The sequence below is a fragment of the Bacteroides intestinalis genome (assembly GCF_003464595.1).
Lineage (GTDB): Bacteria > Bacteroidota > Bacteroidia > Bacteroidales > Bacteroidaceae > Bacteroides > Bacteroides intestinalis_A.
Window position 1 is genome coordinate 103,917 of sequence record NZ_QRZF01000019.1, and the last position, 24,755, is coordinate 128,671.

Here is a 24,755-nt window from a genome sequence, read left to right on the forward strand (position 1 = left end):
AATGATTATTCGCCCACTTCATGTCCGGTAACTGAAGTAACTTCCTGATTCTCTCCAATCAGGGCACTCTCAATAATTTCTTCTGCTTCTTCCGTATTTTCCTGCTGATGGTTTTGCGCTTTAGTTGCCTCAATCTGTTCTTTGAAGGCGGCGTCATTCTTTATTTTCTTTAAAGCAGCCTGAGCAGCATTTTGTTGGGACTCTTTTTTAGAATATCCGGTTCCTTTCCCTGCCGATATGCCTTCGATGCGTATTTCGGTGTGGAACATAGGATTATAATCTTCGTCAAGGAACTGTTCGATAAGTTCGAATGAAACTTCGACTTTGCTCTTCTGGCTCCATTCAATCAGCTTCGATTTAAAATTCACCTCTTTGCGTGACATCTTATCGAGGTCAATGTAATTCTTGAATATCTTTTCTTCCATGAACCGCTTGCAGCGCTCGTAACCCTGGTCCAGGTAGATAGCGCCGATAAATGCTTCGAAAGCATTTCCGTACATATAACTGTTGTGCGAGGAAGAACGGGTGGAGTATTTTACCAGTTTGTCCAGCCCGATTTCTACCGCCAGTTTGTTGAGTGTTTCCCGTTGCACGATTTTGGAACGTGTATTTGTGAGGAACCCCTCTCGACGGCCTTCAAAATGTTTGTAGACAATATCTCCTACGATGGCGTCAAGAATGGCGTCACCCAGAAACTCCAGTCGCTCATTATTTAAAGGGCGGCCTTTCTCCGAACGGATGGAGGTAGATTTGTGCAACAATGCCTGCTGATATAGCTGGATGTTGCGGGGATAGAATCCCAGTATCTTATAAAAACAAAAATAAGACTCTTTGTCCTTACGGAATAAGAGCCTTATTTTGTCTATTTGATTACGTAACACGACTGATTATTCTGCGTATTTTTTGAAAATAACACATGCGTTATGACCACCAAATCCAAATGTATTGGACAGAGCTACGTTCACTTCGCGCTTTTGAGCCTTGTTGAACGTAAGGTTCAGGTCATAGTCGATGTTTTCGTCGTTATCACCCTCTTCGTGGTTGATAGTCGGAGGTACGATGCCATTCTTGATCGCAAGAATACTTGCGATGGCTTCTACCGCACCAGCGGCACCCAGCAAGTGACCAGTCATGGATTTTGTTGAACTGATGTTCAAGTCAAATGCATGTTGACCAAATACCTCTTTAATAGCTTTAGCTTCCGATATATCACCTACAGGAGTAGAAGTACCGTGAACATTGATATAATCTACTTCTTCGGGTTTCATTTCGGCATCTTCCAACGCGTTTCTCATCACTAACTTGGCTCCCAATCCTTCCGGATGTGAAGCGGTCAGATGGTGAGCGTCGGCAGACATTCCTACACCGGCAACTTCTGCATAAATCTTAGCACCACGTGCTTTGGCATGTTCCAGTTCTTCAAGAATCAGGCAACCGCCACCTTCACCCATTACGAAACCGTCGCGGCTTGCGCTGAACGGACGAGATGCTGTTGTGGGAGATTCATTGCGGGTTGATAATGCATGCATGGCATTGAAACCGCCTACACCACCAACGGTGATTGCAGCTTCCGAACCACCGCTCACAATAACGTTAGCCTTGCCTAAACGGATTAGGTTGAAGGCATCAGCGATAGCATTTGTGGAAGTAGCGCATGCAGAGCAAGTTGCGTAGTTGGGCCCGTGGAAACCGTACATGATAGAAATCTGTCCTGCAGCAATATCCGAAATCATCTTGGGGATGAAGAACGGATTGAACTTGGGACCGTTTTCTTTACCGGTCAAGGCATAATTACCTACCTCTTCTTCGAATGTACGGATTCCACCGATACCGGCGCCAAAGATGACACCAATTCTGTTTAAGTCCTCATTTTCGACGTCAAGACCAGAATCACTAACCGCTTCTTTAGCTACAGCAATGGCATATTGTGTATACAAGTCCATTTTGCGGGCTTCTTTGCGGTCGATATATTTGGTTGCATCGAAGTCTTTCACTTCGCAGGCAAATTGGGTCTTGAAAAGGGAAGCATCGAAATGAGTAATAGGTCCAGCTCCACTAACCCCATTCACAAGGTTTTCCCAAAAGTCGGGAACACTATTGCCAATGGGAGTAATGGCGCCAAGACCTGTTACTACAACTCTTTTTAATTCCATATTAAATTGATGGATAGAATTACTTAGCGTGTTCTTCGATGTAAGAAACGGCGTCGCCTACAGTACCAATCTTTTCAGCTTGGTCATCCGGAATTGAGATACCGAATTCCTTTTCGAATTCCATGATAAGTTCTACAGTGTCAAGAGAATCAGCTCCTAAATCGTTAGTGAAGCTAGCTTCGTTAGTAACTTCTGATTCTTCAACGCCTAATTTGTCGACGATAATCGCTTTCACTCTTGATGCAATTTCAGACATAACTTTAAGTTTTTAATTAATAATTAGTTTTATTTCTTTAAATTTGCGGGGCAAAGGAATAAATATTTATCGTCACTCGCAAATATTTGGGGAATTAAATGCAATGTTTTGCACATTTTTCACGGTTTTGTGCACTAAAAAGAAGATTTATGAGGAAAAAGATCGCGGTTTTAGCATCGGGAAGCGGAACGAATGCAGAAAATATCATTCGTTATTTCCAGGAAAAAAATGTGGCTTGTGTGGCCCTGGTTTTGACTAATCGTCAGAGTGCGTTCGTTTTAGAGCGCTCACGCGGGCTTGGAGTGCCTTGCTTTTATTTTTCCAAGGGTGATTGGGAGAGCGGAGAGGCGATTTTATCGGTGTTGCGGGAGCATAATATTGATTTTGTAGTGTTGGCCGGATTCCTGGCTCGCATACCGGATACTATTTTGCATGCTTATCCTAATAAAATGATAAATATACATCCTTCATTGTTGCCAAAGTTCGGTGGAAAGGGAATGTATGGCGACCGCGTACACGAAGCTGTGATTGCTGCAGGTGAAAAAGAAAGTGGTATTACTATACACTATACGAATGAGCATTATGATGAAGGTGCCATTATTTGCCAGGTTAAATGTCCGGTGTTGCCGGAAGATACTCCCGATGAACTGGCACAACGTATTCATGTGCTGGAATACGATACTTATCCCAAGGTAATAGAAAAATTGCTGGAATCCGAGGTCTAAGACTCTGTTCAAGGACTTACCAGAGCTGTATCAAGTCCGTATCATCTCCGTATCTATACGCTTGGAGTTGGTACGGACTTGGTACGGACTTGATACGGAGTTGGTAGGAAGATGTTATGAAATCATTACGCGGAAGGCCGATTTTTCTCTTCTCAGCGGATAATCTCCTCTTAATTTCTCAAATAGTTCCGGATGTTGTTTTAAGGCTTCACTGTCCCGTCTTGGATCATACATCTGCAGGTAGGCTTCTGTTTCGGTAGTTGCAGTGATCATCGGATTTTCCGGTTCGGGTGGAACAATTCGATAATCAGCCTGTATGCCAAAGTGCTGGCAAAGAGAATCCAACGACATGCGGGTGGCGTTCGCTTTTCCATCTGCCGAATATCCGGCAATATGCGGCGTTCCGATGAATACCTTATTTAATAAGGTGAGATTAATGTCCGGTTCGTTTTCCCATACATCGATGACGGCATCTGAGATTAACCCGTTTTCGAGGGCCTCCAATAAAGCTTTCGTCTCAATAACCTCTCCGCGGGAAGTGTTGATGATGATAGGTGCGCGTTTCAGTGAGCGGAAGAATGACGGGTCTGCCAGGTGGAAAGTCCTATATTTCCCTTCTTTATATAAAGGTACGTGGAATGTAAGGACATCGCACTCTTCGGCAAGGAGTTGTAAAGAGGTGAAGCCGGTGCTTCCTTCTTTATCTTCTCGTGGCAAGTCGTTCAATAATACCCGCATACCCAGTTCGCGGGCCACCTCCGCTACTTTGCTGCCTACGTTGCCCACACCGACAATGCCCATGGTCATTTCGGATAACTTCTTTCCTTTCAGGAGTTTCGCCAGTAAAAGTGTGGATTGCAGGTATTGGGCTACGGATGCGGAGTTACAGCCCGGTGCATTCTTCCATACGATGCCTGCCTGCCGACAATATTCTGTATCTATATGATCGAAGCCGATTGTGGCCGTGGCAATGAATCGGACCCGGCTTCCTTCTAATAATTCCCGGTTGCAATGGGTGCGTGTGCGGATGATCAATGCGTCTGCATCTTTCACTAAGACAGGCGTGAAGTCCTTCCCAGGGGCATATATTACTTCATCCGCTATCTTTTCGATAGCTTCCTTTATAAAAGGTATTTTATTGTCGACAATGACTTTCATTTCTGTATTTTTTTCCTATATTTGATGTAGTCTGAAGGTATTTAATTGACTACAAATAGATTAAAAGAAACTCGCATGAGAATGGGCAACGGATAAGAAATTGGTAAAGTGCTTTGATACACTATATTTCTCATGCTGTCAAACAACTCTTATTTGTTTGCAAATATAATATTATTGCAGGTAATAATCAAAAATAACGAGGTTTATTTTCATTTTTACCTGCTGATATTTGTTCCGGATTATCAGATGCGATATATTTGTAATTAGGATTCGTACCGTGTTCCAAGCGGTTCATAAGTAACGACTTGCGGAGTTTTGGCAACAAGGGGATGCGGCTCCGTTTTATAGAAATGACTTATGCAAACCGACTTATCCATTTACAACAGTCTTCGCCCTTCCTTTATAGAAGGCGTTCACGCCGTGAAGTTCAATGCTTTGTCGGCGGTCATATCGCGTTACCGGGATTATGCCCGCAGTTCCGAACAAATAAAAGCGTACTCGGGAGATTCTCTGCTGATGCGGGACATCGCCTCCTTGCTTGACGAAGCACCCCGTCCCATAACGAGGGAATACCAGGATTTCACCCCGTTCCTGCTTCTTCTGATGCTTTCGGAGGAATTTCATGTCGTCCATTACGTCGAGCGTCTTGTAACGTGGTATTTCGGCTACTGTTGTGTCGATGAACTGCGGACGGTTTGCACCATTCTGTCCGAGTGTTCCTACCCGCATCACGACACGCTGCGGCTGCGGTTCAAGAATTACCTGCGTGAAGCCCGTAAGACATTGGGTATGCCCGTTGAATGTAACGCTGCTGTCATGCTGAAAATGCTCGACGCCTCTTATGAACATCTCACTCCCGCCGATGTCGGGGAGTTCGAGGAGCTGTTGCACCTGGGGGACGATTACGAGTTCATCTCCCGTGTCAAATCGAATTATCTTGCCTCGGATAACGTCACGGAACTCGCCGGGGTTTGCGGGTATTCCAGCACGATTACCTTCCGCCGGCGTTTCCAGCGGGTTTTCGGCTGCTCGGCCTCCTCGTGGTTACGTCAGCGCCGTATCGAACGTATCGGGGAGTTGTTGCGGACGACACACTACACGTTGCAGGAAATAGCCTACATGTGCGGTTTCTCCGCCCAATCCCACTTTACGGACTTTTGCAAGCGGAATATGGGGAGCAATCCCACTTCCATCCGCCAGGAAGGTCGGATCTGACATTAAAATCGGCTCCGTGATAAAAAAACGAAGAGAAAGATAAAAATCGTAATCCGCCGGTTTTTCGATTCGCTAACTTTATACGCGAAAGTAACAAGACGGATTATGATTGCATTTATAGAAAAATTAAACAGCGAAGTCCTGCGGAGTATCGAACGTATCGAATCGCGGGATACCGACGTGTTGAAAAAGTCGCTTGAAGCGTCACGTGTCCTGGGAGAAGCGTTCGACCGTTTGAAACAATATATCATCGGCTACCGTTTTCAAAACGATGACGAGGAAATAAAGTTCTTCAAAGAAATCAAACCTCGTCTTTTTTGCCGTCTGATCTATTACCGCAAGCTCTACAATATCGAGATGAACCGTCCGGTAGGAAGTATCGAGGCACAACGGGAGTACCTGGACGCCCATGTTCGGGCCATCAACGCGTACACGCAGAAACGCCTCGACTTTATCCGCTATTTCCGCAGCGGCGCTACACACCTGGACAGCCTCTATTTCCTGCGCGGGCAGACCGACACGGAGCAATACCTGGAAACCTTCTACTATGAACTCGACCCGCAGTTTTCGACAAACGCGGATTTCAAGGTGGCGAAAATCCTGGCCAACGATATGTTGTCGGTTTATCTTATGGGCGAATTGGAATCACTGGAGAGCACGAACCTCCGGAACATGGTTCTGCCATTGCCTGACGTGCGTCCGACATGGCAGGACTCGAAGACGGATCTGACGGAACTTATTTACCTGCTCGACAGTAAAGGCTGTTTCGGCAATGTGCCACTCACGCAACTTGCCAGCTACATTTCCAACGCTTTCAACGTACACCTCGACATGAACCTTTCGAGGACATTCTGCGATATGAAAATCCGAAACAACCCGACACCGTGGCTTGACAAGGCGAAAGAGGCCCTGCTTAAACGTATGCAGACGTGGAAGCGAAACAAGAAAAACGGCAATTCCGAGTAGAACATGAACCGGTAAAGCACTCTATTTCTTATAGAAGCACTGATAATCAGCGTTGTATATAACAAAAGAACCGAGGTCGGTTTTCCCCCGTAACTCTCGAAAGGAACTTTCCCGAACGCCCGTATTTGCACCCGTATAAGGAGCCGATACGGGTGTTCCGTTGTAGCCCCGTCCGGATTAGAACACCGTTAAGCGTTGAATCACAGTATGCTATCGCATTTCTGCCAATAAAAATACCGAGTACGGGCCGCGGATTTCGGTAAAAAACACTGCCTTCTTCACCGCATGAACCGTTGAGAATCAGTTCACTGCAAATTATCAAAAAAAAGTCGTACCGACCTCGTTTTAAGCTGTCCATATAAGCCCGACCTTTGTAACAGACTAAAAAACAAAGGAGTATGAAAATCATAGTGATCAGTTCGCGAGCCTATAACGAGCTTGTCGGGCGTATAGAGAAAATAGAGGCTGCAATCGCCTCTCTCCCTGAAAAGGGGCGTGCATGGAATAAGGAGTATATAAACGACGAATGGATGGACGGCGAGCAGGTCTGCCGTTACCTGGGCATCAGCGGGCGTACCCTTCAACGCCTCCGCTCGGATCACGTGATCACCTATTCGGCCATCAACCGGAAGCTGTATTATTCCCTCACGGAAATCCGCCGTGTGCTGAAGGAGCGTTCCGTGCGGCGCAAAAACCGACCAAAGGAGTAGGCCATGTTTCTGGATAAGGAATATTTCGACGGATGGATGCAGCGGCTCTCGGAACGGCTGGAACGTATCGAGAAGCTGTGCGCGGGGGACGTGGAGCAGCCGCTTTCCATCCTGCCTGACGGGGAGCGTCTTCTGGACAATTACGACCTGTGCCGTATGCTCAATATCAGCAAGCGCACACTCCAGCGTTACCGTACCTCGGGAGAGCTGCCTTACGAGATGATCTATCACAAGACCTTCTACCGGGAATCGGACGTCCTGCGGTTCATCGAGCGTAACTTCAGTAACTTCCGCAAGCTGAAAAAGGATCGTCCTGCCGGTTCCGGTTAGGCCCTGTCCCGAGCGTCCGGCGTCATGGAAAAACGCGGAGATACATGGAATAAGGCACGACAAGACGGTACAACCGCTCGATATTTGCCGTAAAATCAGTATGTTTGCACTTGGAAGCCTATATAATAATGAACAATGAAAGAAACAGATAAAATACATCCTGCCGACAAAGGGGAGGAAGAGCTGCTGCATAACGTGCGCCATATCTTGCAGGAAGCGCGCGCGAAGGTGATACATCATGTCAATTCGACCCTTGTGAGGGCTTACTGGCAGGTAGGGAAATATATAGTGGAGTACGAGCAGCAGGGAACCGACCGTGCCGGATATGGCAAGGCTGTCATCAACACCCTTTCCAGGCGGCTCGTGGCGGAGTTCGGAAACGGGTTCACGGCCACCAACCTGCGGTACATGAGGCAGTTTTACCAGTGCTACCCGAAATATCACACGCTGTGTGATAAATTGAGCTGGTCGCATTGCCGCACGCTTCTCAAGGTGTCGGGCGATGCCGCCCGTGATTTTTACCTGCACGAGTGCGTCAAGGAAAACTGGAGTGTCCGGCAGCTCGACCGCCAAATCAACACGCTTTTCTATGACCGCCTGCTGGCCAGCCGAGACAAGAAGGCTGTGAAAGAGGAGATTTCCTGTACCGAACCCGGACGTGTCGAACCCAAAGAGATCATCCGCGACCCGTATATTCTGGAGTTTCTCGGTATCCCCCAGGGAGAGCATTTTCTGGAAACCGATCTGGAGCAACTGCTCATCAGCCGCTTGCAGCGCTTCATGCTCGAACTCGGGAAAGGCTTCGCCTTCGTCGCGCGACAGAAGCGTATCTCCTTCGACGACAAGCATTTCTACATCGACCTGGTCTTTTACAATTACCTGGCTCGCTGTTTCGTTTTAATAGACCTTAAATCCGGGGAGCTGACCCACCAGGATTTGGGGCAGATGCAGATGTATGTCAATTACTACACCCGTGAGTTGATGAATCCCGGGGATAACCCTCCGGTGGGTATCGTCCTCTGCGCGGAGAAAAACGACGCGGTCGTCCGTTACACGCTGCCCGAAGATGAAAAGCAGGTCTTCGCCGCCCAGTACATGACCTATCTTCCCACGCAGGAGGAGCTGCAAACACTCTTGCAGGAAGTGTGACAATAACGCTCACGGCCATATGAAAAAAGCCGACGGAAATCTGTACTTCCGTCGGCTTTTCGCTTACATCTTGATCCCTTTCTTCGCGGGGCCGTTCTCCGGCGGGCTGCCCACGCCTGCAATTACGATGCGCCCCCCGGAGGCGTCGGCAATCTGCCGCAGCCGGGAAGGAATACGAGCCGCCGTGTTGTCTTTCCCCGGGAGCTCTTCCGCCGTGTCATGCCGTTCCCGGCACACGTCGTTATCCTCCTCCGCCTCCTTTCCCTCGCTCTCTTCCATCGGTTTGAGGCTTTGCTGTATCCTGCGGTCTATTTCCGTCAGGTCAGCTTTCAGGGCCGTCAGTTCGGGTTCTTTACGCCAGGAACTTTCCACCACTTCCCGCAGGACAGGAATATCTTTCTCCAGTTCCTCATTCTTTTTCCGGAATTTTTCCAACGTCGGCTCGATGGTCGCGAGCGCGTGGATGAAGTTCATCGCCGCCAGTCGCGGGTCGGAGGCGATATTCCCGTAGTTGTACTGGTAGAGATAATCCCCTTCACCCCGGACATAAAAACGGTTCTGCACCAGGTCGAGCCCGTCTTTCTCGGTCGTTTCGCTCTGGACGAGCAGCTCGAACCCGTAGAGGCTCCCGATGGGTTCGAGCCTGTCGAGCGTGCGTGCCGTTTCGGCGATACGGTTGAGCTGTTTCCCGATGAGCTTGGGGTCGGAGGTTTCCAGCCCGTTCAGTTTCACGGGATTGCGGTACGAGCCGTCCTCGTTGAACTCGACGCGGGCCTTGAAGTGTTCCAGATCCTTGCCGATACGCCGTATCAGGTCGTTGTTCTTCTCTATCTTCTCCGTGATCTGCTCCAGCTTGTAGCGGCTCGATGATTTACCGCGCACGAATGCCTGGCGTTCGCTTTCGAGCGTGGCAATCTTCTTCTCCAGGCGGGCCTTGTCCAGCAGGTCTGTATTTCCCGAGAGGACGGCGACATACTCGGAAAAATTCATGCCGCTCTTTTCGTCGATGGCCCCCTCGTCGATGGTACGGCTTCCCATGTTGTTGGTCTTGAGCTGGCGGATGAACAGTTGCTTGTTGTGCAACAGCCCGAACTTGTAGGCGTCGAGCGACTTCTCGACGGCGTATAATATCACGTCCACCTTGTTGTCGGCATGGAGTTTGGCGATCTCGTTCCCGGTGCGTATTCCCCGCCCGTCGCGCTGCTCCAGGTCGCTGGGACGCCAGGGGCAGTCCAGGTGGTGTATCGCCACGCAGCGTTTCTGCGCGTTCACTCCCGTCCCGAGCATCTCGGTCGATCCGAAGAGTACGCGGATTTTTCCGGCGTTCATACCAGCGATCATCTCCTTGCGCGCTTTTTCCGAGGTCGCCTCCTGGATGAACCGCACCTCGCTTTGGGGTATGCCGTAATCCTCCGCGAGTTTACGCCGTATCTCGGAATAGACGTTCCACCCCGCTCCGGGTTTGTAGGTTCCCAGGTCGGAGAATACGAACTGCGTACCTTTGTACGCCTCGAAACGGCGGTAGTAACCGGCAATCATACGGGCGCAGTGGCTCGCCTTGTTGTCCACGTGGTCGCTGTATAGTTCGGGGTCTATCATACGCATATCGAGCGACATCTTGCGGGCGTAGTCTGTGGCAATGAGCATTTTCGCCTTTTCCTCCCGCTCCGAGAGCGGCAGGCGGCCCAGGAGCGTGGCATCGCCCGATTTGGCGAACTGCACCAGCCGTTCTATGAACTCCGTCTGCTGGGGTGTCGGCGGGATATTGTGCAATATCTCGTTCTTTTGCGGTCGGTCGATCCCTATATCCTCCGCCGAGCGGTAATCTGTAATCTCGGAGTAGAACATGGCCAGTTCGGGAACCTTGATGAAATATCGGAACCGTTCTTTTTGCACGACCTCGTTGGTCACGGAAAACTCGTAGTCGATGGTTTTCTTGGCAAATATGGCCGCCCAGGCATCGAAGGTGCGGATATTCTGACGCTCCAGTTCCTTCGGGCGCAGGTACTTGAAAAGCAGGTACAGTTCCGTGAGCGAGTTAGAGATGGTCGTTCCCGAGAGGAACGTCGCCCCCAAGTCGCGGCCCGTGCGCTGCTGTATGGTACGCAGCGCGAAAAGCATGTTGAGCGCCCGCTGCGACCCCTCGGGATTTCCGAGGCCCGCCACCCGGTCATGCCGGGTCGTGAAAGTCAGGTTCTTGAATTTGTGGCTCTCGTCCACGTAGAGGTGGTCGATACCCATGAGGCGGAAGTCCACGGCGTCGTCCTTGCGTGTTTCCAGCGCGTGCGCCACCTTCTGCAACTTGGCTTCCAGGTTGGCCTTGCGTTTCTGACACCCTTTCATCATGGCGCGGGAAACGTCCCTGCCTTGTGCTTTGAGCACTTCGAGGTTCTCCTCCACACAGTCCAGCTCGGCCTGCAATATCTCCTGCTGTATCTCCGGGGACTGGGGTATCATGCCGAACTGTTCGTGCGAGAGGATCACGGCGTCCCAGTCGTTGTTGCGTATCTCCCGGAAGATGCGCTCACGCTTCCGGGGCGTGAAATCCTCCTTGCCCGGGTAGAGGACTTTGGCCATCGGGTAAGCGGTGCAGAACGTCCGGGCTATTTCATGGATATTGGCTTTCAGCCCGATAATCATGGGTTTGTTGGCCAGCCCGAGGCGTTTCTTCTCGTAGGCCCCGCAGCACATGATGAGGGTCTTTCCGCCGCCACAGGCTAAGCGCAAAGCGCCTTGCCGTCCTTTCGGACGGTAGGTTTCTAAACGCTCGCCACCGAACCGTACGTACACGTCTCCATGTATACGGCTCTCCATGGTTATTTTCAGTCTATTTCTTTTCATGAATCTTACGATAACAATTTTCACATACTGCTATTGTTTTTCTCTGTCTGGCAATCATGAAGCGTTCCCACTCCTGTTTGCCTTTCAGGTCTTTTAGCTTGCGGACATGCACCATTCTAAGGTTGTCCTCCGCTCCGCAATATTCACATTCACGGGCTTTCAACCGAGCCATAAGGCTGGTACTTTCAGTCCCGCGATAACTGGGCATGATATGCGCATTGTCAATACGCGCGTCTTTTCTCTGCTTGAACCCTCCATGATAAATAGTACGTTCCAACATTTCGCCCTTGTTGTTTTCATACCTTACTGTAAAGACTTTATTCCGGCAATATTTACGGATTATTTTCCTTACGGTTGATTCATACTTGGATGATAATGTTTTATACATACTCTCTTTCATGTAGTAATAGAAACTATTGAGAATGTTGACATTGTTTGCAATACAGTAGTAGTTATAGATTCCCCGAATTTCCGAATTGTATCGGTTGAGTATTTCAAGGTCATCATTACTACGGAGATACGGGCGTGAGGTCGATTCCCATGCTTCCTTGCCATTCTTGATTATTATGCGCATCGCATTATAGTCAAGCAGTTTCTTTCTCATAACCTCATAAGGCAGGAGAAGAACCACTTTATGGTCAAGTGAGCGTATGGGGATTCCTCTGAAATCCTTTCTCGTCTTGTCCGTACTGCGGACTGTAACATCAAAGCCGAGAAATTTGGCTGCGTCGTGTGAGTTGGTGATTAACGTCTTTTCATCCGAAAGTTCGAGTTTCAACGTATCTTGCAGAAAGGTCTTAATGTCCCCCTTTGCTTTTACACAGTCCTCTTTACTTCCGATTACGCAAATCAGAAAATCATCGGCATAGCGTACATACCTCATGCGTTTGAAGTTTTCGTCCATGTCAAGAGTTGCAGGAAGTTGTTGCATCTCACGGTGGAGAATGGCTATCTCCCTGCGCAATGCTTCTTTCTTCTGCTCGTCTGTTTCATTCTTCAGTTTCTTTACACGTTTGTCCTTACGATTTGCAACCCTTTTATATTCGGGGTTGCGTACACGTGCTTTACCTTTATTGAAGACGTTTATGTAGTTCCGCATAAATTTATCGAGTTTGTCAAGATAAATATTCGCCAAAATCGGACTTATTATGCCTCCCTGCGGTGTTCCGATATAGGAATTTTTGTACTCCCATTGTTCCATGTAGCCTGCTTTGAGGAATTTACGTATCAGTCGCAGGAAACGCTCGTCATTGATTCTTTCAGCAAGGATTCCGATTAAAACATCATGGTTGATGTTGTCAAAGAAACCCTTGATGTCTCCCTCGATGAACCAACGTGCTCCCGTACCTCCCTTTTGTAAGGAAGCCATAGCCGTATGACAGCCACGGTGTGGTCTGAATCCATGCGAGCAGTCTTCAAAATGACCTTCGTAGATGGATTCAAGAATCATCCTTACAACTTCCTGTACAAGTTTGTCCTTAAAGGCTGGTATGCCTAAAGGACGTTGCTTGCCATTCTTTTTGGGAATGTAAATTCTCCGTGCAGGGCACGGACGGTAACTTTCGTCTTTCAACTGTCCAATGATAGAGTGAATGTGCTTTATGCTCATTCCGTCTATGGTCTGCCCGTCTGTGCCTTTCGTATAGTTGCCCGCATTCTGCGACAACTTTTGATAGGCAAGTGCGTACAGATTTTCATTGAACAGCAGTCGGTAAAGCCGTTCAAACTTGTAATTAGGGTCTTGGCTGTGCCCAGCCAGACTGTTTAATACATTTGCTGAATCTCTCATAATGTCTCACACATCATTCGTTAAACATATTAAATAATAACTCACTGTCTCCCTTCGCCATGTACAAGGCTTTCCCTTGCTCGGACTACTACGGAGACTCTGTTGTCATATAGGATATTCAGGGGGCAAACCCCATAGCCTTTCGGCATTCCTACTTAGACAATCCCCATTTAGACATATAGTAACATAGCTCAATAGATTGTCGGATGCGATTTTCGTCCTTTTCCGCTTATTGCGGCTGTTCTGCAATCGGTTTTCGGCTCTCGTACTTGAGGTAGGAAAGTAGAAGTATTGCAGCCCGACGTTTGTAACTATCTTCCGTCGGGGTTTACCAACTAACAACTCGGACTGTCGTTCAAACAGTATAGTCTTCATCCTCATATCTATCATTTCATTTAGACATTCAGTAGCAGCATGATAGTTAGCTGACTTATGCCGTTTCCAACATGCGACACTCCCCACCGCCTTTCGGCTAAGTGGATAAGTTGGCTAATGACCGGCGTTGAAAACCCTTGCCGGGTAGGTTGCTAAGCCTACATTTACTATATGCCCTTATGGGCGCAGCACCTCGTGGTCGATTATCCCTCCGCCGAGCAGTTTGTCCATCCATATCGCGTCCTTCTGGCTGTCATACAGATTGTCTATCCCCAGCCCCTTGAGGTCGAGGTCGGGGAAATCCTGGTGCGTCCCGTCGTACTTCGGGCGCACGTAACAGTTGAAAGTACGGTTATAGAGGTCTGTCAGGCGGTCTTTGAAGTCGGACGACTGCTCGCGCAGCCATTCGGGGAAAGCACCCCGGATCTCGTCTATCTTGCTGTTGGCGAGCTGTATGGCCTCCCCGTCACGCACTTTGACCTCCCGCCGTTCGCCGTCCACCCATTTGAGGACGGTCTTGGTGATGTCGGGCGAAGTGTTTTGCAGGGCGTGTTTCAAAAGGTGCAGGCCGTTGTACTTACGGGTCTGCGCGCTGACGGCATACTGCTCCGTGATCTTCACGTTCGTCGCTTCCGCCTTCACGCCGTACTCGTCCAGGTTGGAGGCGAAGGTGATCTTCACCTCCGTATCGAAGAGCGAGGAGGCGAAACGCTCGTAAACACCTTTTGGAATCCACCGTTCGCCCAGGTTGAAATCCAGGTCGTCGAAAGCGATGGGTTTGGGCGTCGCCTCGCGCAGAGCCTCCAGCGATTCCCGGGCCGGGGCGTGGTCGGGATTCTCCCGCAGGAACGCCTCGATCCGTTCGGCTTTCCCGATGACATTGCCGGCGATGAACTTGTCGGCCACCTCGTAGCCGTCCGTTTCCGGGTTGTAATAGATGCGTCCTTTCAGTTCCCCGAGTATTCCCTCCACGGTAGTTCCCGTGAGCGATGCCATGTAGCGAGGTTCCACCCGGCCGTACTTGTTCAGGCTGGCCACAAGGGCCTCCGAAGCGTCGTCGGCGTGCGTGATCTCATCGGGATTGAAGGCCACGGGACGCTCGAAGATGTCGGCTTTGCGTGCCTTGCCGTCGATGTAACGCTCCAGCGATAGAATCTCCGTCCCCCGCGCGTCCATCTTGATCAGGTCGAGGTTGCGTTTGTCATTGAGCCGTCCGAAGCGTTCGGTGAAATTGTCGTAAAGCCGGTTGAGCATCTCCCGCAGGGCGGGGTTCGCCGTCAGTGTTTCCGCCTCGTTGTTATAAAGGTGGTAATAGGCATCGCGTATCTCGATATACATGGAGGCTTTCGTCCGTTGTGCAGGCGTGAGTTCCAGCGGGTGGAACATGGGTTGCAGGGATTCAATCCCCCGCAGGTAGCCGACCCGGTTTTGTCCGTCCGTGACGAATGTCCCCTCGCGGAAATAGGGGGCGACCTCACCCTCGAACGGGCGGGGTTTCATATCCGCCTCCCGTATCTGCGGCGTTTCTTTACCGGGTTCTTCCTCCTCCGGATTGTCCGACGTGTCGAACAGGCCGCCCGTTCTCGGCGTACCGGCGGCTTGTTTTCGTCTGTCTTTCGGGGCTTCCGTCGGGGGGCGTACCGCCTGCCGTTCCCGCTGTTCCGGGGTTTCCTGCTGCCGGGCGCTTTGTCGGCGCAGTTCCGCCCTCCGTTCCGGGGTAAGCGACATCATCATCTCGTAAAAGCCGTTGATCGGCGGGTTGTCCTCCCAGTTCAGGGAGGCATACAAGTCTTCGGGATCACGCTCCGGTGGCGTCGTTTTCGGCATTTCGCTCTTCTGTTCCTCCGGAGAGGAGGCCGGGGCGAATAACGAGGGTTGTCGGGGCGTCTTCCGCTTTGCTCCCCGGCGGCTGTTCCTTTTCTTGGATATACCGAGTTCTGCCTGCCGCCGCTCCTCGGCGCTGAAGCCGAACAGATCGTAGAGCGTCAGCAACGGTTCCTGCTGCACGTTTACCGGTTCGGCAGCCGCCGTTTCCACCGTGTCGAAAAGCGACCCGGCGAAGCCCTCCCGCGGTTTCGGTTCTGTTATTCCGCCCACGTGCTGCACGGGAGTATCCGCCATGCCGAAATCTTCGGGTTTCGGCGGGTGCTGCTCCCACAAGCGATTCTCTCGCTCCTTCGACCAGGCCCCGAAGTCGGCCAGATCCTCCCCGGTCGGTTCTCCGGCGGGTGTGGCGGCAGAATCCGGTAACGCTTGTCCGGGTTTGTTTTCGATTCGGGTAATCTCCCCGGTTTCGGTATCGACATGGTAGCCCTGCGCCGCCATTTCGGCGACGACACGGCGTTTTTCCTCCTCTTCCCGCTGCTGCTGAAGGTTACGGGCGTCGGCGATAATTTCCTTGACGATTTCTCCGGCAAGGCGGGGCTCGTGTCTTTCGGCACGCTGGCGTTCCGCCTGACGGGGACGGGACAACTCCCGCTCCGGTGTACCGGGTGTCTGTTCCGGAGCATGTTCCAGGCAATAACTCTCGTTGAAATGCCGGTTGAAATCCTCCGAGAGCATACGCCGCATCTCCCGGTCGATGCCGTCCACGCCCTCCGCGTGGGTGAACTCCATCGCCGGTTTGCCGTAGGGGTCTTTGCCTACTTTGGCCTCGGTATGGATCACTCTGTCGAACGACTGGAAAAGGTTGTTTATCTGGATGCCGTTCGACAGCTTGCGGGATTCGATGAAATCCTGCTGCCGTTCGGACAGTTCCCCCGTGGCGGCTTTCTTTTGCAGGATAACCAGGTCGCTGCCGACCTCCGTCCCCGCGTGTTCTGTAAAGAGGTTGTTCGGCAGCCGGATGGCCGATACGGGCTCGCAGCGGTTCATCAGCCACTCGCGCACGGGGCGTCCCTGCTCGGCGTTCAATACTCCCTGCGAGGTGATGAATGCCACCAGGCCGCCCTCGCGTACCATATCGACGGACTTCATGAAAAAATAGTTGTGCAGCGCCCGTGTGCCTTGCCGCCGCACGGGGTCGGTATGGGTGGAGAAGAACGGGTCGAAGAGCGCCACATCCCCGAAAGGGATGTTGCTCACGGCCACGTCGTAGTAACCGGCGTATTTGGGTTCGATGCGCTCGAATCCCTGTACCCGCACCCGTTTTTCGGGGTGCAGGTGCTTCAGGATCAACCCCGTGGCGGGGTCTTTCTCGAAGCAGGTGATCTCCGCATAGGGGTCGTGGAAATCCACGGCACTGACGAAAACCCCCGTTCCCGCGCTGGGGTCAAGAATACGTTTGGGGACGATCCGCGTGTCCCATATCGCCTCCACGATGGCGTCTGCCACTTTCGGGGGCGTGTAAAAAGCCGTCAGGACGGAGTTCTTGATCCCGTCCATGTAGCGCTTGTATTCCCGTTCGTCGGGGGTGTTCGCCCTGATGACCTCGTGCAACTCGGCCACGAGCGTTGCCATGCCGTCCTTGTCCGGTTTCCCGGTGGGGTTTTCCAGCACTTCCTTGATGGCGCCGAAGCCGCTGTATGCGCCGAGTGTCCTTTCTTCTTCGGGAGTCGGCGCCCGCCGTTCCCTGTCGAGCGTGAAGGCCGTCTTCAGCGCGTCGATATTCTGGCGGAGGTGGGTTTTCTTATTGAATGCCATCTTCGAGAAGTATTTGGATGGTTCCCGTCAGTTCGGTATAGAACAGTTCGTAGTCGGGCGTATCGGCGAAGTCGTCCGTGAGGTCGTACTTCTCCAGCACCCCGCGGCAGAGGGGCAGCAGGCGTAGAGCCGCCTGCCGGGCGGTATCCTCGGGAATCTCCGCCTCGAATTCCCTCCAGAGGATGTTTACCAGCGTGTTGTAGGGTGAAAAGTGCAGTCCGCGGCAGAGTTCCTCGCGGGCAATTTCTTCGGCCTCGATGTGGTTGCAGCCCGAACGGATCGCCTCGCTGTACGCTTGGGCGGCGCTGTCGGCCCGCTCGGCGATGAATTCACCTTCGGCGATGAGTTCCGGGTGGCTGTCCTTGAGGTAGGATAGTAACGAAAGTCCGTAATAGGACAATTCCCCCGTGGGGGTATGGTGTTGCTTGTCTGGCATGATAAGAATTTTTAGTGGTCGTTGATAATCGGGGAAGAGAAAGGCGCCCCGGGTTCCCACCCGAAGCGCCGACCACTGAAAAAATCCTTATCAAACAAGCGTATCTCGTTATGACAGGTCTTTTCCAGTGGCAAAGGTAACGATTATTTCCGTTTGTTCCTCTTTCCCTGCCTGGGAGTATCGCGCGGCTCGAAAACGAACGAGGTCTTGAACTGGTCATCGAGCGTGAGGGCCGCGTCGAACGTCCCGCCGCCGTTTTTGACGAATCCCCGGATCGTGCCGGTTTTGCCTTTGGTCAGCAGTTCCGCGAGCTGCTTGTCGGTCAGCTCCTTGCGGCCCACGGTTCTCCATACGGTCAGGCCGCAATCGGGATTCTGACACTTGGCGAGTTTGGGATAGAACACCACGGGCCTGCCGCAACGCGGGCAGGCTGTGTCACTCTCCGCGCCGTCGATTCTTGCTTCCAGCAGTTCTTTGGCGATTTGCGAGGTGAAGACCTCGATACCGCGATGGAACGTCGGGGCGTCCATCTCCCCGGTGGCGATCTTCGAGAGGGCCAGTTCCCAGCCGCCCGTCATGGCGACATCGGCAATCTTCTTGTCCCTGACCACGGCATACACGGCCAGTCCCTTGTCCGTGGGTACAAGCGACTTTTTCTCTCGCCTGACATACTCGCGGGCAAAGAGCGTTTCGATGATGGCGGCACGGGTGGCGGGCGTGCCGATGCCGGCATCCTTCATCGCCTCGCGTTCGGCCTCGTCGGACAGTTCGCGTCCGGCGGTTTCCATCGCCGCCAGCAGGCTCGATTCCGTGTGAAGGGGGCGCGGCCGGGTCTGTTTCTGTTCCGTGCCGCATCCTTTGACGGGCAGCTCGTCGCCTTGCACGATGTCGGGAAGGAGGGTCATGTCCTCCTCTTTCTCTTCGACAGGTTCATTCAGGACGGCCCGCCAGCCCGTCTCGACCATGATACTGCCGCGGGCCGTGAAATCATGTCCCGCGCTTTGCAGGGTAAGGAAAGTGTTTTCTTTCACGCAGGCCCCGGAAAAGGTTTCGAGCATCCGCCCCGCGACCATCTCATAGACGATGCGGTGGTCGGCATCCAGTTCGGAGGGGAGGTTCTCGGTGGGAAGCAGCGCGTGGTGGTCGGCGATCTTTTCGTTGTCCACGCTTCGGCGGGAGAGAGATGCGGTATCCATCCTGCCCGCGTATTCCGCGAAACGGGGATAGCGTGTCATGTTCCCGATGAGTGCCGGAATCTCCTCGGCCACATCTTCCGATATATAGCGTGAGCCGGTACGGGGATAAGTGATGAACTTCTTCTCGTAAAGCGACTGGGCGATGTCGAGCGTTTTTTCTGCCGAAAAACCATACCGGCTGTTGGCCTCTTTTTGGAGTGTCGTCAGGTCGTACAAGAGAGGCGGCTGTTCCCTGGCCTCCTTGCGCTCCACGTTCACGACGCGTACCGTTCGGACGCCGATAACCTCGGCGCGGGCTGCTTCCGCCTTCTCCCTGCCGTCGAATTTCTCCGTGGAGAGGACGGTGAACTCCGTGCCCTCCTTTGCCGTGGAGAGCTTCAGCCGGAAATAGGTGGCGGGCTTGAACGCCTTGTTCTCCAGGTAACGGGAGCAGATGATCGCCAGCGTGGGGGTCTGCACCCGTCCGAGCGACCAGACGCCCCGCCCGGCAGCCACGGCAAGCGCTTGCGAGGCGTTGATACCGACGATCCAGTCGGCTTCGCTGCGGGCTTTGGCCGAGAGGTAAAGGTTGTCGTATTCGTTGCCGGGGCGGAGGTGTTGTAACCCCTCGCGGATGGCCCGGTCGGTCAGGCTGCTGATCCATAACCGCACGAAAGGGGTGCGGCATTCCAGGTAAGAGTAGATGTAGCGGAAGATCAGCTCCCCTTCACGCCCCGCGTCGGTCGCGACGATGATGCGCTCGGCCATGCCGAACAATTCCCGGAGAATACCGAGCTGCTTCACGACACCCGGGTCGGCCTTATACTCTTTACCCTCCCGAACCTGCCGGGGCAGGAGGATGAACGATGATGGCAGGATAGGCAGGTTTTCCCGGCGGAAACCCGCGATGCCGTACTGTTGGGGCATTGCCAGCCCGACCAGGTGGCCGAAGGCCCAGGTTACGGCGTAGCCGTTTCCCTCGATAAAACCGTCTTTACGGTTCGTGGCTCCCACGATGGCGGCGATCTCACGCGCCACCGAGGGCTTTTCTGCGATAATTACTTGCATGATGATTCGGATTTTTCAGTGGTTGTTTTCTTGTAGTTCTTCTTCTTTCTCTTTTTCCGGACGGGCGATCAGCCGGCGGTCGTAATAGACATGGTTGCCGTTCCCGTCGTAATACTGCCGTCCGTCGTCCGCCTCCTCCGGGGGGCTGCGTTTACCCGGCCGGAGGTACAAGGCGGCCAGCGCCGCGATCAGGAGCGGCATGGCTCCGGCCTGCATGTAGAACCATTTCATACGTTATACCTTGACACCTTTGGAGTTGCTCTTTTTGCTGCTGCGGTAATTTTTCTTCTGCGTCGGGGTGGCTTCCTGCTGTCCCTGCTTGAGCGGCTCTTTCACACCTTTGACCGCTTCGACGGTCTTGCCCTCGGAATTGACGGCGACCTGGGTACGGCTTTCAACGGCGGGTTTGACCTCCGCTCCCTGCCGTTTCGCACGGTCGGGATTCCAGCGGAAGAAGTCCATCTTGTTACGCTCGAAGTTGGGCTTGACCCAGGCGTTGAACGGCTCACCCTGCCCGTCCTTGACCATGCCCTTGATGTAGAAAGCCTTGACATCCGCCCGCTTGGAGGGATCATTCACCGCTTCCGTCCACTGGTCATAAGCCTCTTTGGGCACGGAGGCTTTGAGGATTGTCCGGTGAATCGTGAGCGTGGGCTGTCGTTCGGAGGCCGTAGTTTCCTGCCGTCCGTTTTTCTCGGCGGCCTTCTGACGGTAAATCTCCTTGTTCTCCTGGGCGTAGCGGTTGCGATCCAAACCGTCGTAGGTAAAGGAATAGTTACGTTCGGCCGCGTCGATTTGGATATAGGCATCCCGCTTATAACCCGCGCGGGTGGTATATCCTTCGAGCAACACCTTGCCGCCGCCGTAGAAATCCATCTGCTTGCCTTCCGAGAGGTCGGCCTCCTTGATGCGGGCACGTTTTTCGAGTAACGAAACGGGCATGGGTTCCAGCGTGTTCGTCCATTTGTCTATCGACACGTAGCAGGGCGTGAGCTTGCCCGGCTCCAGCTCCAGGTCGATCACTTTCCCGGCGTGGCGGGTGTTCATCAGGTTCGTTTTCGCCTCCTCGTCGAGCAGCACCCCGTGGAAGGGGGCGTCGAGGTCGGGCCGTTCCTGCCAGTAATGCGGCACGACGCGCAGCGAGCCGTCCGCCTGCTCTTCGAGCGACACGCGCCCTTTGGTGGAAACACGCATCCCGTTCTCCAGTTCGGGGTTCATCTCCACCAGCCCGTTGGATTTATGTCCGTAAGACATGGCTTTCAGGTGCGGCTCGATGTCCTCCATGCGGATACCTTTCTTCTCCATATCCGCCAGGTCTATCTTCGTGACGTCCAGCGGCTCGAACTGCCGCTGCTCCTGCGTCTGAAGCCGTTCGGAGGGGTCGATACGGTAATTTTCCAGAATCTCCGGGTCGAAGTCGATGCGGATAAGTTTGTTCAGGGCATTCTCCGTCATGACGAAGATACCCGTGTGGACGGGGTTCTGGGCCTGTTCCATGAACTTTTTGAAGAAGGCTTCGAGGGCTGAATCCTGCGTGTTCACGTTCAGCAGGCTCGCCACATTCTGATCCGTGGGGTCGGCGGTCTGGATATTGCCGTCCCGATCCACGCCGGTAACGGCTTGCAGTCGTCCGTCGTCGGCATTCTGAACGAGCATGACTTGTTTAGCGTCGTTCTTTACGTTTTCGTCCATAATTACGAGTGTTTTTAGTTAGCACCAATAGCGATGCGGGAACGAAAGTAAGGGGAACCGGCTGAACGTAAAAGAGTTGGAAAGGCTATGGAAGCATCGGGCACAGAAGTGGCCGCTTGTGGCGCAGGGCAGAGGAAATCGGAGAAACGGAGTGCCGGGAAGGACGGATTTGGCAGAGGGTATTTTCGTGGCTCCTCACCTTATTGTCAGGTAGTCGGGATCTATTGTTAAATGTCAATAAAGCGCATGGATAACCCGTGTTTTTTTATAAATTTGCGAAAACGGGTTTCAATATCCGACAAAACGTGAGGCATGGAAATATATACCCCAAAAACCAAGATCAAACTTTCTCCGGTGATAAGAAACGGGAGAGAATTTGTCGAAGTGACTTTCGGTAATGACAATGACATCCGCTTGTCGCTGTCGAAGGAAGAAAACGTACTGCTTGTCGGCGGCAGGGCTTATCTGCCGGCAGAAGATTTCGTGCTTGCCGAGTTCTTCGACCGCTATGTGAAAATGGCGTTTATAGACTATTCTGCCATCAAGGAAACCGCCCCCCGTAAAGAGGAAGACAAACGGCCGCCACTGCCGGAAGGCTATCTGGAAAAACTTCAGCAAGTGCGTTACAGTGACCATACCGTAAGGGTATATACCTCCTATTTCCGCGATTTCCAACAGCATTTCGAGGGGCGTAAGATTGAAACGGTTACCCCCGGCGAGATAAACGACTACCTGCTGTATCTCATCCACGAGAAAAACATATCCTCCTGCCAGCAAAACCAGCGTATCAACGCCATCAAGTTCTATTACGAGAAAGTTCTCGGTCAGGAACGGCGGTGTTACAAGGTGAACCGTGCCAAACGGGAGAAGACGCTGCCCGACGTGTTGAGCAAGGAGGAAATAAAGAAGATACTCGACGCGACGGTGACAGACCTGCGCTTCTTCTGCATGTTCTCCATACTCTATTCCGCAGGGTTGCGCATCAGCGAACTGCTGGAACTGAAACCCGGCGACATCAACGAATCCCGCTCCCTGATACGGGTGCGGCAGGGTAAAGGAAAAAAAGACCGCTACACCCTGCTGTCAAGACCGTTGATGAAAAAGCTGACGGAATATAACAGACTATACAAACCGAAAGTGTGGCTCTTTGAACACAGACCGGGCGAACCTTTCACCGAGAGCATCGTGTCGAAACGGCTGAAGGCAGCGGCCCGGGAAGCGGGAATCACGAAACGGATTTATCCGCACCTGCTGCGCCATTCGTTCGCCACTCACCTGCTGGAGCAGGGAACCGACATCAAGATAGTGAAAGAGCTTATGGGACATAACAACATCAAGACAACGGAAAGGTATGTCCACATAGCCGACACTTTCAAAAGCAATATCAAAAGCCCGTTGGACGATCTGTTGATGGAGGAAGACGAGGTCTGATACTTAAAGAAAATAACAGCCAAATCGGCTGATAGTATAACGTTCAAGACAATAAACAACTAATAATCAAATGATTAGATATTAAAATGGAGTAAAAAAGGATTTGTGTGCGAGCTATGAAAGAAGTGCTAAACGACATATATACAGACGGTTGCAAAGAAAAGAAGTACCGCTTGTCCGATTTCTTCAATCGGTGGTGGGACGAATACGCACAGCACCCGGCGGAGTACATCACCCCCGAACAGTACAAGGCGGTGAACGCTATCCGTGTATGTCGCACAACCACTTTGGGGATAGATACATACGTTTGTCCCGATTGTGGGGAAGTACGGGAAATCAGCCATAGTTGCAAACACCGTTTTTGCCCGTCATGCGGCTGGCGTGACACGCTGAAATGGGCGGCACGCATGAAAGAAAAGATGCTGCGGGTGCCACACCGCCATGTGGTGATGACCTTGCCGCATATCCTGCTGGACTTGGTGAAGCGCAACAGGAAAGAAATGCTGAATATACTGATGCGTACTTCGGCTGAAACGCTGAAAGACTGGATGATGCACAAGTTCGGCTTGAAAACCGGGGTAATTGCCGTACTACATACCTACGGGGAAACGAAACAGCTCCATGTACATACGCACATGATTATGTCATGGGGCGGCATAGATAACGACGGTAAGATAGTCATCCCCGAACATGACTACGTGCATATCCCCTCTATCTGTAAGGTATTCCGCTACAAGTTTGAACACGCCCTGATAGAGTTGTTCGATGCGGGCAGGCTGGAGCATGACTTCCGTGACCGCATGGAGTTTATGGGCTTCATCAAAAAAGTGGCAAACAAAAAGGACTGGATAGTGCATTTGGAACCACCCATACAGATGCCGGAACAGGTGATACAATATGTGGGCAGATATTCCAAACGGGCGTGCCTGAGTGAATACAAGATTACGGCAATGGACGGCGAAAACATTTCATTCCGTTACCGTGATTACAAAAACTCACCCGACAGGAGGAACCCGGTTGAAAAGGAACTGACGCTGCATTACCGGGAGTTCTTCCCCCGGCTGCTGCAACACGTTCCACTGCGCTATTTCCGCATCGTGAGGTACTACGGCTTCTATTCCAATAAAGGCAGCCTGCCGGAAGAATACTTCGGGCAGGATGAAAGCGAGATAGAGGAAGCCGAGTTGCAACAGGCAGAAAGCGGATATGAAAACCCGTATTTCTGCGAGCGTTGCGGACGGACGAGAGTTTACAGCCACACTACGGTAACGGGTGGCGGCATGACATACACGGTAATACTGGAGCATTGCGACATACACCGGAAAAAAGCGGCATGACAGCAACATGGGATAGCTATGTCCTGCCGTGAACAAGAACAGTGAAATCCCATGAAAAGAAAGAAAGGAGAACTGAAAAATGAATGAAATACGGATAAGAGCAGTAATGAAACGAACGGGGTGCGGGCATGAACTTCACACCTCTTTCTGCCGGAAACAGCAGTCAAAAATTGAAGTTCTATATAGTATGTAATAAAGGAAATAAAAATTGTCTCGAACATGAGGATGAACCGCCCTAAACGGTCGGCTATCCTCTAAACATTATCCGCAACTAAAAATCAAAAAGGAATATGAAAGAATTAGAAAA

17 protein-coding genes and 2 pseudogenes are annotated in these 24,755 nt (G+C 52.0%); 8 read left to right on the plus strand and 11 right to left on the minus strand.

Annotated features, from left to right (window positions below; genetic code table 11):
- Nucleotides 1–5: 5 nt before the first annotated feature.
- Genes rnc through DWW10_RS20570 form a run of 3 tightly spaced genes read right to left on the minus strand, consistent with a single transcriptional unit; the run spans nt 6 to nt 2,409 of the window.
- Nucleotides 6–881: a ribonuclease III gene (gene rnc, locus DWW10_RS20560; RefSeq protein WP_022393278.1), complete on the minus strand. Its 876-nt coding sequence runs from the start codon at nt 879–881 to the stop codon at nt 6–8.
- 6 nt (nt 882–887) lie between these two features.
- Nucleotides 888–2,153, minus strand: coding sequence for a beta-ketoacyl-ACP synthase II (gene fabF / locus DWW10_RS20565; RefSeq protein WP_118420666.1), 1,266 nt, complete (start codon nt 2,151–2,153; stop codon nt 888–890).
- Between the two features lie 19 nt (nt 2,154–2,172).
- Entirely contained in the window at nt 2,173–2,409 is a 237-nt protein-coding gene (locus tag DWW10_RS20570) for an acyl carrier protein (protein ID WP_004291965.1), read from the minus strand.
- A 149-nt stretch (nt 2,410–2,558) separates the two neighbouring features.
- On the opposite strand from DWW10_RS20570, the gene purN reads away from it, so the two are divergent.
- A complete protein-coding gene (gene purN, locus DWW10_RS20575) occupies nt 2,559–3,134 on the plus strand; it encodes a phosphoribosylglycinamide formyltransferase (protein ID WP_022392316.1) in 576 nt (191 codons plus the stop codon).
- A gap of 114 nt (nt 3,135–3,248) precedes the next feature.
- On the opposite strand, the gene pdxB is transcribed toward purN, so the two are convergent.
- The gene (gene pdxB, locus DWW10_RS20580) at nt 3,249–4,292 is read right to left on the minus strand and encodes a 4-phosphoerythronate dehydrogenase PdxB (RefSeq protein ID WP_022392315.1); all 1,044 of its coding nucleotides are present in this window, start codon (nt 4,290–4,292) and stop codon (nt 3,249–3,251) included.
- A gap of 357 nt (nt 4,293–4,649) precedes the next feature.
- Here pdxB and DWW10_RS26615 point away from each other — a divergent pair, with 357 nt between their 5' ends.
- The 5 genes from DWW10_RS26615 to DWW10_RS20605 all read left to right on the plus strand — a co-directional run bounded on the left by DWW10_RS26615 (nt 4,650) and on the right by DWW10_RS20605 (nt 8,662).
- The gene (locus DWW10_RS26615) at nt 4,650–5,507 is read left to right on the plus strand and encodes a helix-turn-helix transcriptional regulator (RefSeq protein WP_004294809.1); all 858 of its coding nucleotides are present in this window, start codon (nt 4,650–4,652) and stop codon (nt 5,505–5,507) included.
- Nucleotides 5,508–5,612: 105 nt separating this feature from the next.
- On the plus strand, nt 5,613–6,473 hold the full coding sequence (locus DWW10_RS20590; RefSeq protein WP_004295489.1) for an RteC domain-containing protein: 861 nt from the start codon (nt 5,613–5,615) through the stop codon (nt 6,471–6,473).
- Between the two features lie 398 nt (nt 6,474–6,871).
- Nucleotides 6,872–7,183 (plus strand): helix-turn-helix domain-containing protein, encoded by a 312-nt coding sequence (locus tag DWW10_RS20595; RefSeq protein ID WP_117508529.1) that lies wholly within the window; start codon nt 6,872–6,874, stop codon nt 7,181–7,183.
- 3 nt (nt 7,184–7,186) lie between these two features.
- The gene (locus DWW10_RS20600; protein WP_004295487.1) at nt 7,187–7,513 is read left to right on the plus strand and encodes a helix-turn-helix domain-containing protein; all 327 of its coding nucleotides are present in this window, start codon (nt 7,187–7,189) and stop codon (nt 7,511–7,513) included.
- Nucleotides 7,514–7,648: 135 nt separating this feature from the next.
- Nucleotides 7,649–8,662: a PDDEXK nuclease domain-containing protein gene (locus tag DWW10_RS20605; RefSeq protein WP_117929171.1), complete on the plus strand. Its 1,014-nt coding sequence runs from the start codon at nt 7,649–7,651 to the stop codon at nt 8,660–8,662.
- 63 nt (nt 8,663–8,725) lie between these two features.
- On the opposite strand, the pseudogene DWW10_RS20610 reads toward DWW10_RS20605, so the two are convergent.
- The 7 genes and pseudogenes from DWW10_RS20610 to DWW10_RS20645 all read right to left on the minus strand — a co-directional run.
- Nucleotides 8,726–11,374 (minus strand): annotated as a pseudogene (locus tag DWW10_RS20610) (helicase-related protein); the annotation flags it as partial.
- 115 nt (nt 11,375–11,489) lie between these two features.
- Entirely contained in the window at nt 11,490–13,292 is a 1,803-nt protein-coding gene (locus DWW10_RS20615; protein WP_008646012.1) for a reverse transcriptase domain-containing protein, read from the minus strand.
- Between the two features lie 564 nt (nt 13,293–13,856).
- Nucleotides 13,857–17,309 (minus strand): annotated as a pseudogene (locus tag DWW10_RS20625) (N-6 DNA methylase); the annotation flags it as partial.
- Nucleotides 17,296–17,745, minus strand: coding sequence for a DUF1896 family protein (locus tag DWW10_RS20630; RefSeq protein ID WP_181993236.1), 450 nt, complete (start codon nt 17,743–17,745; stop codon nt 17,296–17,298). The gene DWW10_RS20630 and the pseudogene DWW10_RS20625, both read right to left, overlap by 14 nt.
- A gap of 143 nt (nt 17,746–17,888) precedes the next feature.
- Complete coding sequence (locus DWW10_RS20635) at nt 17,889–19,988, minus strand: type IA DNA topoisomerase (protein WP_004319201.1); 2,100 nt, start codon at nt 19,986–19,988, stop codon at nt 17,889–17,891.
- Between the two features lie 15 nt (nt 19,989–20,003).
- Complete coding sequence (locus DWW10_RS20640; RefSeq protein ID WP_004319199.1) at nt 20,004–20,219, minus strand: hypothetical protein; 216 nt, start codon at nt 20,217–20,219, stop codon at nt 20,004–20,006.
- A gap of 3 nt (nt 20,220–20,222) precedes the next feature.
- Complete coding sequence (locus DWW10_RS20645; protein WP_007558960.1) at nt 20,223–21,680, minus strand: DUF3945 domain-containing protein; 1,458 nt, start codon at nt 21,678–21,680, stop codon at nt 20,223–20,225.
- A 312-nt stretch (nt 21,681–21,992) separates the two neighbouring features.
- On the opposite strand from DWW10_RS20645, the gene DWW10_RS20650 reads away from it, so the two are divergent.
- Both DWW10_RS20650 and DWW10_RS20655 read left to right on the plus strand, forming a co-directional pair.
- On the plus strand, nt 21,993–23,111 hold the full coding sequence (locus DWW10_RS20650; RefSeq protein ID WP_118487251.1) for a tyrosine-type recombinase/integrase: 1,119 nt from the start codon (nt 21,993–21,995) through the stop codon (nt 23,109–23,111).
- 116 nt (nt 23,112–23,227) lie between these two features.
- The gene (locus DWW10_RS20655; RefSeq protein WP_008620106.1) at nt 23,228–24,448 is read left to right on the plus strand and encodes an IS91 family transposase; all 1,221 of its coding nucleotides are present in this window, start codon (nt 23,228–23,230) and stop codon (nt 24,446–24,448) included.
- The last annotated feature ends 307 nt before the right edge of the window (nt 24,449–24,755 follow it).